The sequence below is a fragment of the Rhizobium viscosum genome, from assembly GCF_014873945.1.
Classification (GTDB): domain Bacteria; phylum Pseudomonadota; class Alphaproteobacteria; order Rhizobiales; family Rhizobiaceae; genus Rhizobium; species Rhizobium viscosum.
The window spans coordinates 84,539-98,461 of record NZ_JADBEC010000001.1; the positions used below are offsets into that span (position 1 = coordinate 84,539).

The following is a 13,923-nucleotide window of genomic DNA, read 5'->3' on the forward strand; positions in this document are numbered from 1 at the left end:
TCGTTCTCTGTCTCTAACCCCACCATAATCGCCTGGACCCGCCCCCGGATACCGGCAGAATGCAACCTGAAATCAAAACGAGCAAACAATAATCGATTGAAATTCGAGGAAAATTCACGGGAGCGAAAAATCCAGTCAAATCATGGTGTTCTGATATGCATTTAGCTCATCGCTGCAGTGCCTAAAAGATGATGCCGCAATGCACAAAATGGCATCACGGTAACTTGGCATTAGCTTCGCGATCATATAGCTATCGCTGAGGACGCTTAACTCTTATGGCGCTTTTGCGGCGCCACCGCCACTCCGGAGGATCAGCATGACGGATCAAAGCGCTACAATCAAAATCGGTGACAAATCAGTCGACCTCGCCGTCCGAAAAGGCACAGTCGGACCTGACGTCATCGATATCGGTCCACTCTACAAAAATACGGCTTCCTTCACGTACGATCCCGGGTTTACGTCGACCGCATCCTGTGAATCGAAGATCACCTATATCGATGGCGATGAAGGTGTTCTGCTGCATCGTGGCTACCCGATCGAGCAACTTGCCGAGCACGGCGACTTCCTCGAAGCCTGCTACCTGCTGCTCTACGGCGAACTGCCGACCGCCGCTCAGAAGAAGGACTTCGACTACCGCGTCACGCACCATACGATGGTGCATGAGCAGATGAGCCGCTTCTTCACCGGCTTCCGTCGCGACGCCCACCCGATGGCCGTTATGTGCGGTTGCGTCGGCGCGCTGTCGGCTTTCTATCACGACTCTACCGACATCACCGATCCGCATCAGCGCATGGTCGCCAGCCTGCGAATGATCGCCAAGATGCCGACGCTCGCCGCGATGGCCTATAAGTATCATATCGGCCAGCCCTTCGTTTACCCGAAGAACGATCTCGATTACGCGTCCAACTTCCTGCGTATGTGCTTTGCCGTCCCCTGCGAGGAATATGTCGTCAATCCCGTGCTCGCACGCGCCATGGACCGCATCTTCATCCTCCATGCGGATCACGAGCAGAACGCATCGACCTCGGCGGTCCGTCTCGCAGGCTCCTCAGGTGCCAACCCGTTCGCCTGCATCGCTGCCGGCATCGCCTGCCTCTGGGGCCCCGCTCACGGCGGCGCCAACGAAGCAGCCCTCAACATGCTGACGGAAATCGGGACTGTCGACCGCATTCCGGAATATGTCGCCCGCGCCAAGGATAAGAACGATCCGTTCCGCCTGATGGGCTTTGGTCACCGCGTTTACAAGAACTACGATCCGCGCGCCAAGATCATGCAGAAGACCACGCATGAAGTTCTCGGCGAACTCGGCATCAAGGACGATCCGCTTCTCGAAGTCGCCATGGAGTTGGAGCGCATCGCTCTGACCGACTCATACTTCATCGAGAAGAAGCTCTACCCGAACATCGACTTCTACTCCGGCATTACGCTGAAGGCCCTGGGCTTCCCCACGACCATGTTCACCGTGCTCTTCGCTCTGGCCCGTACCGTCGGCTGGATCGCACAGTGGAACGAAATGATCGAAGATCCGGAACAGCGTATCGGCCGTCCGCGCCAGCTCTATATCGGCGAACCGAAGCGCGATTACGTGCCGGTCTCCAAGCGCTAAACGCAGACTTCGAAGCGAAAAGAAAACCCGGTCAGGAATGGCCGGGTTTTTTGTTGGCGAGAACATCAAGCAATATCTGCGCGGCATGTTCGCCTGGCGGCCTCTCCGTCTGCATACGCTGCCAGATGAGCTCGTAGCCTTCCTTCATCGCCTTGAGTTGGTAGGTGTCGGCTGACAGCCTCTCCATCCAGCGCGCGAGGCTTGCGCCGCGCACGATGTCGTTCAGATATTCCGGGACGACCGCGTAGTCGGCGATCAGATTGGGCAGTGCGCCGCTCCAGGTCTTGATGCCTGATGTCAGCATGCGCATGATCCAATCGACCTTGTAGGCCGAAACGACGGGAACATCGGCGAGCGCCAGTTCAAGAATCACGGTGCCAGAGGCCGCCATGGCTGCATCGGCTTCGGCAAAGGCTTTCCACTTCGCCTCGGCGCCGACAACGATCTCGGGCTTTACCGTCCAGCCCGACGTCATCTCCCGCACGAGCGCTTCCTTGTGCGTCACGGTCGGCAGAATGAAACGCTTCGCGCCATTGCGGGCCACGAACTCCTGGGCCGCAACTTCGAAATAGGGCAGAAGCTTTTTGATCTCGGACGAGCGCGAGCCGGGAAGAAGCAGGATTGATCCGATACCCGCCTCGCGACCGGCGCGCAGGCGACGGGTTTGCAGCAGCGCGGGATCGGCGATCAGGCGATGCCCTACATAGGTGGTCGCCGGGCCGTTCAGGCGCTGCATCGCGGCCGGTTCGAACGGCAGCACTGCAAGCACGTGATCGACATAGGCGAGCATGCGTTGCGCCCGATATTCCTTCCAGGCCCAGACGCTCGGGCAGACGTAATTGACCACAGGCAGCTCAGGCAGTGCCGTGCGCACGCGCTTGGCGACGCGATGGGTGAAATCCGGGCTGTCGATGATGAGGAGGATATCGGGCCTGGCGGCAACGATCGCAGCAGTCGTCTGTCGGATAAGAGACCAGAGCCTGGGCAGCTTGGCCAAAACCTGGGTAATGCCCATGATGGAAAGCTCGGAGAAATCGAAGAGCGATTTCAATCCCTGGCTCTGCAGCCCCTCACCGCCGACGCCGACGAGTTCGATCGGCCCTGAATGGATCTTCCTGAGCCCGGCGATGAGATCGGCACCTAAGAGATCGCCGGAGACTTCGCCGGCTACGACGGCAATCTTCAGCGGTCTGTCGCTCATTGAAGCCCCCATCCCGGCAAGCCCTTGTCGATACCGCAGACAAAAAGACCGTTTTCATCTGCCACTTTAATGAGCGCGTCGCGATCAAGCATCAGCGCCCGGCCAGCTTCGACGGCCACCCCTGCAAGCCCGGCGGCTTTTGCGTTGAGCACGGTAGACACGCCAATCGCCGGCAGATCGGCGCGGATGTCCTGCTGCGGCTTGCTGAGCTTGACCAGCACACCGCGCCGGCGCGGCGATATACGGCCTGCTGCTCTCAGGGCCGCGACGCGGTCAAGCATGCCGTCCGTGCCCTCAACGCCTTCAACAGCGACGACGCGCCCGCCGATCGAGACGGCGCCCTGCCCGATATCCAGACTGCCAAGCACGTCCGCCGCCTTGCCTGCGCGCTCTATGTCACGACGATCATCTTCATTGGGCGAAACAGCGCCCAGCGGGCCTGCTGTTGCCAGCAGATCCGGTGCAATCTCATGGGCGCCGACGACACGCAAACCTCGCCCTTCTATCAGGTTGATGACCATCTTCAGAACGGTATCGTCGCCCCCGGAAAGCAGAGTACGGATGGCGGCGGGTACCTTGGTCAGAATACGCAGCGTCGGCCGTACCTCGCGCCATTCCGGTCGTCGGCGGACGCTGCCCGACATGACGACACGGCCCACTCCATACCGCTTGAAAAGTCGATCGAGCGAAGCGAAATCACCGATACCGATCGTAGCGTGGTCGAAACCGTCCCAACGACGATCGCCCTCATCCTTCAGGACAACGATAACAGGATTTTCACCGGCAGAACGCGCAGCCTCGGCGACATAGGACGGCAAAAGGCCGCCGCCGGCAATGATCGCCAGCCGGCCTTCAGCAGTGTCGCCGTCGGAAGCCACAAATCAGCCCTTCTGTCCCCGGCTCGGCGAAGACAGCGCGCGATCGCTTTCGGCCGCGATGAAATCGAGGATCTCGACCACCTGCTCGCAATCGGCATATTCGTCGCGGATCTGGGCTGCATTCTCGCGGATCGAGCCGGCGCCCTCGAAGATCGCCTTATAGGCACGGCGAACCGTGTGAATGACGGCGCGATCAACGCCGGCGCGCGTCATGCCGACAACGTTGAGGCCGCTCAAAATGCCGGGATTGCCGTTCAGCATGCCGTAGGGAATGACATCGTAACTCACGGCCGAGAGACCGCCGACAAAGGCATATTTGCCGACTCGCGTGAACTGGTGCACTGCGGCGCCGCCGCTGATGATTGCGTGATCACCAACCGCGACATGGCCAGCCAGCATGACATTGTTCGACATGATGACATGGTTGCCGACGCGGCAATCATGGGCAACATGCGAATAGGCAAGAAAAAGGCTGTTGTCGCCGATTACCGTCGAACCCCCATGTTCGACGGTGCCGGTGTTCATCGTAACACCCTCGCGGATCGTGCAGTTGCGCCCGATGATCAGCGACGTGTCGACGGCGCTGTGTCGGGCGCTTTGCGAGTCGCCTCCAATGACGGCCGAAGGAAATATACGCGTACCGGCGCCGACAGTCGTCAAACCGAGAACTACGACGTGGCTGATCAGTTCGACATTGTCGTGAAGCGTGACCTTGGGACCAACATGGCAAAACGGGCCGACCACCACACCTTCACCGACCGTGGCGCCGTCTTCGACCACGGCCATCGGATGGATTCTGGCGCTTTCGGCGATCATGCTCATGCGTTGTCCTTACGTACGATCATCGCGCCGATATCGGCCTCAGCGACGAGTGCACCGTCGACCTTTGCGTCGCAATGGAATTTCCAGATATTGCCGCGCTGCTTGATTTTTTGCACGTGATATTCAACGCGGTCGCCCGGCACGACCGGTTTGCGGAAGCGGGCATTGTCGATCGTCATGAAGTAGACGAGGTTGCCGGTTTGGCCTTCCTTCTTGGCGCAGATGGCGCCTGCCGTCTGCGCCATGCCTTCGACGAGCAATACGCCCGGCATGATAGGTGCGTCAGGGAAGTGGCCGGTAAAATGCGGTTCGTTGACCGTTACATTCTTGATGCCCACGGCAGCATTGTCGCCATCGATATTGACGATCTTGTCGACCATCAGAAACGGATAGCGATGCGGCAGCAGCTTCATGATTTCCAGGATGTCCGCCGAAGAGAGCGTCGCGGCTGTTTCCTCAGTCATTCTTGCCTCCCTTTTTTCCGCGCGCTCCCGATTTTGCCAAGAGCTGCGTAGCATATTTCAAGTAGTCGTTTAGCGGACGTGCCGGTATTCCACCATAGCGGCCGCCAGCAGCAAGATCGGTCATGACACCACTTTTTGCAGCGATCTGCGCGCCATCGCCAATGGTGATATGTCCTTTGAGGCCGACCTGTCCACCGATCTGCACACCATCGCCGATGATGGTGCTGCCGGCCATGCCGACCTGCGAAACGATGGCGCAATGGCGACCGATACGGACGTTGTGGCCGATCTGCACCTGATTGTCGATCTTGGTTCCCTCGCCGATGACGGTATCGTCCATGGCGCCGCGATCAATCGTTGTATTGGCGCCGATCTCGACATTGTCCTGGATGATAACCCGACCGATTTGCACGATCTTGATCATGCCACGCGGACCCGGCGCATAGCCAAATCCATCCTGGCCGATACGGACACCGTTGTGGATGATGACGCCATTGCCGATCAGCGCGCAGAGAATGCTCGCGCCCGCCGCGATGGAACCGTTGCGGCCGATCTTGACGTTGGGACCGATGATCGACTGAGCGCCGATGCGCGTACCCTCGCCGATCTCCGCGCCAGGGCCGATGATTGCCATCGGCTCGACAATCACGCCCTTCTCGAGCCGCGCGGTCGGATCAATGATAGCGCTCGGAGCGATCTCCGTCTCGCCGGACGAAAAGGTGACCGGCTTGAGAGCGGCAGGATAAAGATACCCGCCGGCCATCGCGAAGGCAGCATGCGGATTGGAAGAGATCACGACAGGGATATGCGGCGGCACCAGCTCAGCCAGCGCCTTGTCGCAAATCACGGCCGACGCCTCGCAGGTCAGGAACTCGTCGCGGTTGCGGCGAGAGAGGATATAACAGATATCCCCTGCCTGCGCTCTGGCTATAGGAGAGACAGAGCGGATAATGACATCGCCATGGGCGGGATTGCCAAGTTCTGCCCCAAGAAATTGCGCTAACTCAGCGAGTCTCACGCCTTCATGGGGCAGAAAAAAAGTATTTTGCTCCATCGGCAAAACTCCAGAACGGAATTGAAATTTACAGTTCCGGACTGCCGATATCAGAATTGGTTGTTAATGCCAAACTTGAAGCGCTGAGTCTTGTCGAAGTCTTCCTTCACGACCGGGATCGCGTAGTCGACGCGCAGCGCCCCGAAGGGCGACTGCCAGATCAGACCGACACCGACCGAAGCACGCAACGAGGAACCGTCACCTTCTGCAGTATCCGAACCGAGAAGCTCGACATCGTTGCCAAACAGCGTGCCGGCATCTGCGAAGACTGCGCCACGCAGGTTGAAGTCACGCGGGAAGCCCGGCATCGGGAACGTCGCTTCGGCAGAAGCGGTAAAGTAAGTCGTGCCACCAAGCGGGTCATCCGGGTTGGTGATACGCGGGCCGATACCCTTGTTTTCGAAGCCGCGAATATCGGAATTGGTGAGCGTGAACTGGTCGAAGACATTCAGGTGATCACCGAAGCCAACGACATAACCAGCTGAAGCCGAGAGCGAACCGATGATGTCGGCATCGTCAGCGAGCAGATGGTAGTAACGGGCCTTACCGTAGATCTTATAGTACTGGGAGTCGCCGCCAAGGCCGGCAATTTCCTGCGTCGCAGTAGCATAGATACCTTCACGCGGCAGAACGGTATCGTCAAGCGTATTGTAGGTCAGCGTCTGCGATATGGAAGACCGCGTCCACGGGCTTTCGTTGACCAGGTTCTGATAGGTAGCGGACAAATCGGCCAGACTGTTTCCGCTGGAATCGTACTTCATCTGCTTGTAATTATAGCGGAACGTCGTCGCCAGATCTTCGGTGATCGGCGCCGTTACGCGCAGAACACCGCTGGTTTCCTCGTAATCGTAGTTGTCGTTGCTGGACGTCTCACTGTGATTGACGTCGAAACCAGCGGCAAGCCGATAACCGAGGAAGTAAGGCTCGGTGAAGTTGATACCGTAGGCGCGCGAGCCTTCCTGACCGCCACCGGCCGAAATACGGATATACTGGCCGCGGCCGAGGAAGTTCTTTTCTTCGACCGAAGCTTCGAGCAACAGACCGTCGCCGCCCGCCGCATAACCGGCACCAATACCGAACGAACCGGTCGACTGATCCTGCACATCGACGACGATGACGACGCGATCAGGCGAACTGCCCGGCTGGGTCGAAATGTTGACTGAGGAGAAGTAGCCGAGCGCTTCAAGACGGCGCTTTGCGCGGGTGATCATCTGCTGATTGAAGGCGTCGCCTTCGCTAAGGTCGAACTCGCGGCGAATAACGTAATCGCGCGTGCGGCTGTTGCCGCGGATTTCGATACGCTCGACATAGGCGCGCTCGCCCTGGTCGACGAGGTATTCGACACCGATCGTATTGTTGTTCAGGTCGCGATTGCCGCGCGGCGTGACGCGCGCGAAGGGATAACCGGCCGAAGCAACCTGATCGGAAATCGCCTCAATGGACTTCTGAACTTCCTTGGCGCTGTAGACTTGGCCTTCGCGGGTTCTGACCAGCCCCTGAAGCTGCTGGGCATCGACACCTTCAACGGTCGACTGAACGCTGACCGCGCCGAAATCATAACGCGGGCCTTCTTCGATGTTGAAGGTCAGCGTGTACTTGTTCGTCGCTTCGTCGAAAGTGGCATCGGAAGAAACGATGCGCATGTCGGCATAACCGCGATTGTAATAGAACTGGCGCAACGCGTCTTCATCAGCGTGTAGCTTGTCTTCGTTGTAGACGTCCTTGCGGGTCAGGAACGAGAGGAAATTCGAACGCTTGGTCTGAATGACCGCGGCGAGACGGCCGGCGCTATAGGCCTGGTTGCCAACGAAATTGATGGCATCGATCTTGGTGCGGTCGCCTTCATTGATGACGAAAGCGAGGTTAACGCGGCCTTCGCCGAGCGGGACGACCTGCGTCGTCACTTCGACTTCGCTGCGGCCGGTAGCGGCATAAGCTTCCTTGATCGCCGCGATATCGGACTGGATCTGCGCATCGCTATAAGGACCAGCGGCACGCGTCTTGACGACGGCTGCCAGCTTGTCGTCCTTGACCTTGCGGTTGCCGTTGAAGACGACCTGATTGACGAGCTGCGCTTCCTGAACGTTGACGACGAGAGTACTGCCGGAAACCGAAATCTTGACATCGGAGAAGTAACCGGTGCCGTAAAGCTGCTTTACGGAGTCGTCGATATCAGTGTTGGAGAAGCTTTTGCCGGGGGTAATGGTGAGGTTCGACCGAACAGCCTCAGCACCGACGCGGCTTGCACCGTGCACGTCGATCCGCTGAATGACGGCAGCTTCCGCAGCCGTAGCCGAAACGAAAGTCAAAGCACCTGCGCCAGAAGCAACAACACTAGCAGACAGCGCAATCGCCGATACTGCGTTCAAAAACTTTGAACCAGCCTTCATTTCACCCATTACCTTTTTTCCCTCGTCTCCGGCCCCAGGGGACACCCCGATTCCGGCCACGTGTGTCGTTTTACCCGCTTTTGACATACAAGCAAGGGAGCTCGTTAATTTCTGTTTACTTCATTTCGAAGCGTGACCCATTCGCCACTACAGCTTTGAAACATCGTAAATAAACAGTAATTTTCCCTATCTTTTACGCGCTAGCCGATGAGCGCGCTAATGTCATTCCAGGTGGCAAAAACCATTAATGTAAGCACCATGGCCAGGCCAATGCGAAACGCAATTTCCTGAGCCGAAGAACCCAGCGGTCTTCCCCTAACCGCTTCCACCGCATAGAACATCAGGTGGCCGCCATCAAGTACCGGAACCGGCATCAAATTCAGCAATCCAATCGAAACTGACAAAACCGCAGCAAGCTGCAGCAACGCGCCTATTCCAAGCGTAGCCATCTGGCCCGAAGCTTGCGCCACGCGGATCGGCCCACCCAATTGATCGGCTTTCATCGATCCGTTGAGCAGATTGCCGATATATTTGAAGGTGCCGGTCACGATATGCCAGGTCTGGGTTACGCCCTCATGCAGCGCTTCCAGCGGCGTAAAGGTTTGCAGGCGGAAGTGGCCGACCTCCTCGTTCGTGACGATCCCGATCAGGCCAACCTCGATCTTGTTGCCGAACTGGTCGGTGATGTCGGTGCGCTGCGGGACCATCGGCAGATCCATCATCTCGCCATTACGCTCAACGGTCACGACGATGTTCTGGTTCGGACGGATGCTGACATAACGCCGCACGTCGTCGAAAGTCTGGACCTTGGTGCCATCGATTGAGACGAGCAGGTCGCCCGGTAGCACGCCAGCTGCCGCTGCAGCGCTGTCCGGCTTCACTTCAGCGACAACAGGATCGGACACCGTGCGGCCGTAGACTGCGAAAAGGACCGTGAAGATGGCAATGGCAAGGATGAAGTTGGCGATCGGGCCGGCTGCGACGGTTGCGGCGCGCTTCCAAAGCTTTGCGCCAGCGAAGGAACGTTCTCGCTCCTCATCCGTCATCGCGGCTAGCCTGTCCGTATCCGGCTTGCTGGACGCATCCTCATCGCCGAAAAAGCGAACATAGCCGCCGAGCGGGATTGCCGATATTTTCCATCGCGTTCCGTGGCGATCGGTGAAACCGGCGATCTCCGGGCCGAAGCCGACGGAAAAGGCGAGGATACGGATACCGCTCCAGCGCCCGACCAGATAATGGCCCATCTCATGCACGAAGACGAGCAGCGACAGCACGATGACGAAGGGGACGATGTAGCCCGTCAAAAAACCGAATATGCCGGTCACCGCTTCCATGACTTCCTTCTTCTATCTGGCCGTAATGATCAAAGGCCGAACAATGCCGCACCGAGCGACGTGGTCCCGCCGCCCTTTATCAGCGAAAAAAGGCCAGCAAGCAAGAACGCCGAAAAACAGGCAAAAATCAGTCCATCGACACGGTCCATGACCCCGCCATGTCCCGGAATAAGGCGGCTGGAGTCCTTCACGCCGAATTTTCGCTTGATAAAACTTTCGAAAAGATCGCCCGACTGGCTGAAAACGGACAGGACGAGCGCGATCACCGCGGCGCGATCCAGGGCTTCCGGCACCAGGAAATGGACAACGGCAGCGCCGGCAACAACGGCTGAAATGGCGCCGCCCACCGCCCCCGACCATGTCTTGCCGGGCGATATGCGCGGAGCAAGTTTTGGACCGCCAAGCGCGCGCCCGACGAAATAGGCCAGAATATCGGTCGCCCAGACCACGGCGAAGATGAAGAGCATCGCATAGAGGCCGAGCGGTTCATCGCCGCGGATCGCGGCAAGCGCCAATCCTGTGCCGCCGGCGTATAAAAGGCCCGGTGCGAACCAGCGGCTGGCGCGATGCAGGAAGATCATGGCGATGCCGAGAGCAGTCAAGGCGATCAGCATTCCCAGGGCATATTCGAATGCGCCCGCCAGAACGAGCAGGGCAAGCAGCACCTCACCCACCCAGCCGAGCATGTTCGTGACCCGGTCGCGTGCGATGCCTGTGATCGTCGACCATTCGTAATAGATCAGAAGCGCAATCGCCGCCGCCACAATGCGGAAGATAAAGCCGCCATACCAGGTGGCGGCAAGAATGATGATCGCGAGAATCAGGCCTGAAACGATACGGAGCTTCAGTTCCTGCTTCATCATCAAGTGTTCACTGCTGCGGCCTGCGCGGAAAGACCGCCGAAGCGGCGGTCGCGCGAGGCAAACTTCTCAAGCGCCGAAAGGAAAAGCTCGCGGCTAAAATCGGGCCAATATTCCGGCAGGAAGACGAATTCCGAGTAAGCAGCCTGCCAAAGCAGGAAGTTGGAGAGCCGCTCTTCGCCGCTCGTGCGGATGATGAGATCAGGATCGGGGATGCCGGCGGTATCTAGCCGGGCATCGATCAGCGCAGCGGTGATATCCTGCGACCTGAGACGCCCCTCCTCCACATCCTTGGCGAGGCTCATCATGGCACGAGCGATCTCGTCGCGAGAACCATAGTTGAAGGCGATGACGAGTGTCAGCGCCGTATTGGCCTTGGTCGTCTCCTCGGCTTCCAGCAGAAGCTTGAGGATATCGCTGCGCAGATTGACGCGATCGCCGATCACCCTGATGCGCACGTTCTGCCGATGAAGCTCGGCGAGATCGCTGCGGATGAAGGCCTTCAGCAGGCCGAGGAGATCGGTTACCTCGGCCTCCGGGCGACGCCAGTTTTCCGAGGAGAAGGCAAAGAGCGTCAGGTATTTGATGCCAAGATCGCCGGCAGTGCGCACGGTCTGGCGAACGGTCTCGACCGCCCTGCGGTGTCCCATCGTCCGCGGCAGGCCGCGCTGCTTTGCCCAACGACCGTTGCCATCCATGATGATCGCGACGTGTTCTGGCGCAGTCAAAAATGAAGTTTCCGACATTTTCCGTCCGGTCTTTCTTGGCGAGGACGCAAGTATACTAGACCTGCATGATTTCCTTTTCTTTCTCGCCAAGCAAGCGGTCGATTTCCAAAATCGTCTCGTCCGTCATTTTCTGAACGCGTTCCGACTGTGCCCGGCTTTCGTCCTGGCCGATTACGCCATCCTTTTCGGCTTTCTTAAGGCCGTCCATGCCGTCGCGGCGAACATGGCGAATCGCAACCTTGCTCTTTTCGGCATAGTCATGGGCGACCTTGACCAGAGACTTGCGGCGCTCTTCGTTGAGCTCCGGCAGCGGTATGCGAAGGTTCTGGCCGTCGACGATCGGGTTCAGGCCGAGATTCGATTCGCGAATCGAACGGTCCACGGCGCCAACCATGCTCTTGTCCCAGACGGACACCGTCAACATGCGCGGCTCCGGCACGGTGATGTTGGCGACCTGGTTCAGCGGCATGCGCGAACCATAGGCTTCCACCGTCACCGGATCGAGAATGTTGGCCGAAGCGCGGCCCGTACGCAGCGATGCAATGTCGCTCTTGAACGCGGAAACAGCGCCGTCCATGCGGCGCTTCAGTTCCTTGATGTCGATACCTTCACTCATACCTATTCTCCTGTCTCAGAAGATTTGCGCCGGCAACGGCGCAGCTCCCTATCAGTTGTCGGATACGATGGTCTTGAGACCACCACCCGTCAAGATTTCAGCGAAACGTCCCTTCTCGTGAATCGAGAAAACAACGATCGGAATGGAATTCTCGCGCGCGAGCGCAACAGCGGCCACATCCATGACCGCAAGGCCCCGGTCGAGAACCTCCTTGTGTGTCAAATGGTCGAAACGCGTCGCTTCCGGATCCTTCTTCGGATCGGCGGTGTAGATACCGTCGACCTGCGTGCCCTTGAAGATTGCCTCGGCGCCCATTTCGGCGGCGCGCAGTGCTGCAGCAGAATCAGTGGTGAAGAAAGGATTGCCCGTGCCGCCGGCGAAAATCACCACCCTGCCGAGCGACAGGTGATACAACGTGGCGCGCTGCGAGAAGCTTTCGCAGATTTCCGGCATGGAGATTGCCGACAGAACCACGGTATCGATGTTCAGCTTGCGCAGCGAGGTCGCGAGCGCCAGCGCATTGATGACCGTGCCGAGCATGCCCATGTGGTCGCCGGTGACGCGGTCGCCACCCTTGGACGCCACGGCCACGCCGCGGAAGATGTTACCGCCGCCGATAACGACGCCGACTTCGACGCCCATCTGCCTTGCATCGGCAATGTCGGACGCGATGCGGTCTGCCACCGCAACGTCGATACCGAAGCCCTGGGCACCCATCATGGCTTCCCCGGAAGCCTTGAGTAGAACACGTTTGTAGATTGGTTCCGACGTCATGTTGGCTCCTCGTATATTGCCGCAATTGCCCGATACACGAAGGGCACCGCGTTGTCACGCGATGCCCTTCGGTTTTCCCAAATATGGCTGAAAGATCAGCCCTTGGCGACAGCAGCGACTTCAGCTGCGAAGTCGGTCTCTTCCTTCTCGACGCCTTCGCCGAGGAGCAGACGGGCCATGCCGACGACTTCGATCGCAGCGCCGGCTTCCTTTTCGGCTGCCTTGACCGCAGCGCCGACCGTCAGTTCCGGGTTGATGACGAAAGACTGCGAGAGAAGGGCTACTTCTTCGAAGAACTTGCGCATGCGGCCTTCGACCATCTTTTCGATGATGGCTTCCGGCTTGCCGGATTCGCGGGACTGCTCGATGAAGACGTTGCGTTCGCGTTCGGCGACTGCGGCATCGACTTCTTCGGCACGGATCGCCAGCGGGTTGGTCGCGGCAATGTGCATGGCAACCTGACGGCCGATCGAGGACAGAACGGCCTTGTCGCCCACCGACTTCAGCGCGACGAGAACGCCGAGCTTGCCGATGCCGTCGCCGGCAGCATTGTGGATGTAAGTCGCGACGACGCCGTGCTCGACTTCCAGCTTGGCTGCACGACGAAGCGTCATGTTCTCGCCGATGGTTGCGATCGCTTCCTTGACGGTGTCGGCGACCGGCTTGCCGGATGCCGGATAGGTCGCAGCCGAAATGGCTTCGACGGTGCCGTTGGTGGAGAGCGCAACTTCAGCGATGCCGCGTGCGAGATCCTGGAAGGCATCGTTACGGGCGACGAAGTCGGTTTCGGAATTGAGCTCGATGACGACAGCCTTGTGACCGGCGCCGGCGATGGCGACCAGGCCTTCAGCAGCGGCGCGGCCGGACTTCTTGTCGGCCTTGGAGATGCCCTTGGCGCGCAGCCAGTCGATCGCGGCTTCGATGTCGCCGTTGGTCTCGGTCAGCGCCTTCTTGCAGTCCATCATGCCTGCGCCGGACTTTTCGCGCAGTTCCTTCACCAGTGCAGCCGTAATCTCGGTCATAAGCTTCCTCTTGTCGGTTTATTCGGTGGCCCGCAGAACGCGGTGCGGCACCGGATTGAGGCACGAAATGTACCTGTATGTATGACAGCGTTATGAAGACGCGCCATACAGAATTCATGGAGGCAAAAGCAATCACAGCTTCCGCCTGAAACGGGCAAGGCCGCCGAACTTCTG

General features: G+C 58.9%; 13 protein-coding genes. 1 reads left to right on the forward strand and 12 read right to left on the reverse strand.

Annotated features, from left to right (window positions below):
• Positions 1–316 precede the first annotated feature (316 nt).
• A complete protein-coding gene (gltA, locus tag H4W29_RS00395; protein WP_192727202.1) occupies positions 317–1,606 on the forward strand; it encodes a citrate synthase in 1,290 nt (429 codons plus the stop codon).
• A 31-nt stretch (positions 1,607–1,637) separates the two neighbouring features.
• Here the strand turns inward: gltA and lpxB are convergent, their stop codons facing one another.
• From lpxB to tsf, 12 genes are all read right to left on the reverse strand, one after another.
• Positions 1,638–2,807, reverse strand: coding sequence for a lipid-A-disaccharide synthase (gene lpxB / locus H4W29_RS00400; RefSeq protein WP_192727203.1), 1,170 nt, complete (start codon positions 2,805–2,807; stop codon positions 1,638–1,640).
• Positions 2,804–3,685: an LpxI family protein gene (locus H4W29_RS00405; RefSeq protein ID WP_192727204.1), complete on the reverse strand. Its 882-nt coding sequence runs from the start codon at positions 3,683–3,685 to the stop codon at positions 2,804–2,806. The genes lpxB and H4W29_RS00405 overlap by 4 nt, the downstream gene beginning before the upstream one ends.
• Positions 3,686–3,688: 3 nt before the next feature.
• Positions 3,689–4,507 (reverse strand): acyl-ACP--UDP-N-acetylglucosamine O-acyltransferase, encoded by an 819-nt coding sequence (lpxA, locus tag H4W29_RS00410; protein ID WP_192727205.1) that lies wholly within the window; start codon positions 4,505–4,507, stop codon positions 3,689–3,691.
• A complete protein-coding gene (gene fabZ / locus H4W29_RS00415; protein ID WP_192727206.1) occupies positions 4,504–4,971 on the reverse strand; it encodes a 3-hydroxyacyl-ACP dehydratase FabZ in 468 nt (155 codons plus the stop codon). Before fabZ ends, lpxA begins: the two co-directional genes overlap by 4 nt.
• Positions 4,964–6,025, reverse strand: coding sequence for a UDP-3-O-(3-hydroxymyristoyl)glucosamine N-acyltransferase (lpxD, locus tag H4W29_RS00420; protein WP_192727207.1), 1,062 nt, complete (start codon positions 6,023–6,025; stop codon positions 4,964–4,966). The genes fabZ and lpxD overlap by 8 nt, the downstream gene beginning before the upstream one ends.
• 50 nt (positions 6,026–6,075) lie before the next feature.
• Positions 6,076–8,415, reverse strand: coding sequence for an outer membrane protein assembly factor BamA (gene bamA / locus H4W29_RS00425; protein WP_192730642.1), 2,340 nt, complete (start codon positions 8,413–8,415; stop codon positions 6,076–6,078).
• Between the two features lie 200 nt (positions 8,416–8,615).
• Positions 8,616–9,749 (reverse strand): RIP metalloprotease RseP, encoded by a 1,134-nt coding sequence (rseP, locus tag H4W29_RS00430; RefSeq protein ID WP_192727208.1) that lies wholly within the window; start codon positions 9,747–9,749, stop codon positions 8,616–8,618.
• 29 nt (positions 9,750–9,778) lie between these two features.
• A complete protein-coding gene (locus H4W29_RS00435) occupies positions 9,779–10,609 on the reverse strand; it encodes a phosphatidate cytidylyltransferase (RefSeq protein WP_192730643.1) in 831 nt (276 codons plus the stop codon).
• 2 nt (positions 10,610–10,611) lie between these two features.
• A complete protein-coding gene (locus H4W29_RS00440; RefSeq protein ID WP_192727209.1) occupies positions 10,612–11,355 on the reverse strand; it encodes an isoprenyl transferase in 744 nt (247 codons plus the stop codon).
• Between the two features lie 37 nt (positions 11,356–11,392).
• A complete protein-coding gene (frr, locus tag H4W29_RS00445) occupies positions 11,393–11,953 on the reverse strand; it encodes a ribosome recycling factor (protein ID WP_007822407.1) in 561 nt (186 codons plus the stop codon).
• A 51-nt stretch (positions 11,954–12,004) separates the two neighbouring features.
• On the reverse strand, positions 12,005–12,727 hold the full coding sequence (gene pyrH, locus H4W29_RS00450; protein ID WP_183747484.1) for a UMP kinase: 723 nt from the start codon (positions 12,725–12,727) through the stop codon (positions 12,005–12,007).
• 95 nt (positions 12,728–12,822) lie between these two features.
• Positions 12,823–13,749, reverse strand: coding sequence for a translation elongation factor Ts (gene tsf / locus H4W29_RS00455; RefSeq protein ID WP_192727210.1), 927 nt, complete (start codon positions 13,747–13,749; stop codon positions 12,823–12,825).
• Positions 13,750–13,923 lie beyond the last annotated feature (174 nt).

What these genes read in the sequence shown, in the direction of transcription:
- gltA (WP_192727202.1), top strand. Translation starts at nt 317, where the DNA reads ATGACGGATCAAAGCGCTACAATCAAAATCGGTGACAAATCAGTCGAC.
- lpxB (WP_192727203.1), bottom strand. Translation starts at nt 2,807, where the DNA reads ATGAGCGACAGACCGCTGAAGATTGCCGTCGTAGCCGGCGAAGTCTCC.
- lpxA (WP_192727205.1), bottom strand. Translation starts at nt 4,507, where the DNA reads ATGAGCATGATCGCCGAAAGCGCCAGAATCCATCCGATGGCCGTGGTC.
- fabZ (WP_192727206.1), bottom strand. Translation starts at nt 4,971, where the DNA reads ATGACTGAGGAAACAGCCGCGACGCTCTCTTCGGCGGACATCCTGGAA.
- lpxD (WP_192727207.1), bottom strand. Translation starts at nt 6,025, where the DNA reads ATGGAGCAAAATACTTTTTTTCTGCCCCATGAAGGCGTGAGACTCGCT.
- bamA (WP_192730642.1), bottom strand. Translation starts at nt 8,415, where the DNA reads ATGAAGGCTGGTTCAAAGTTTTTGAACGCAGTATCGGCGATTGCGCTG.
- rseP (WP_192727208.1), bottom strand. Translation starts at nt 9,749, where the DNA reads ATGGAAGCGGTGACCGGCATATTCGGTTTTTTGACGGGCTACATCGTC.
- H4W29_RS00435 (WP_192730643.1), bottom strand. Translation starts at nt 10,609, where the DNA reads ATGAAGCAGGAACTGAAGCTCCGTATCGTTTCAGGCCTGATTCTCGCG.
- H4W29_RS00440 (WP_192727209.1), bottom strand. Translation starts at nt 11,355, where the DNA reads ATGTCGGAAACTTCATTTTTGACTGCGCCAGAACACGTCGCGATCATC.
- frr (WP_007822407.1), bottom strand. Translation starts at nt 11,953, where the DNA reads ATGAGTGAAGGTATCGACATCAAGGAACTGAAGCGCCGCATGGACGGC.
- pyrH (WP_183747484.1), bottom strand. Translation starts at nt 12,727, where the DNA reads ATGACGTCGGAACCAATCTACAAACGTGTTCTACTCAAGGCTTCCGGG.
- tsf (WP_192727210.1), bottom strand. Translation starts at nt 13,749, where the DNA reads ATGACCGAGATTACGGCTGCACTGGTGAAGGAACTGCGCGAAAAGTCC.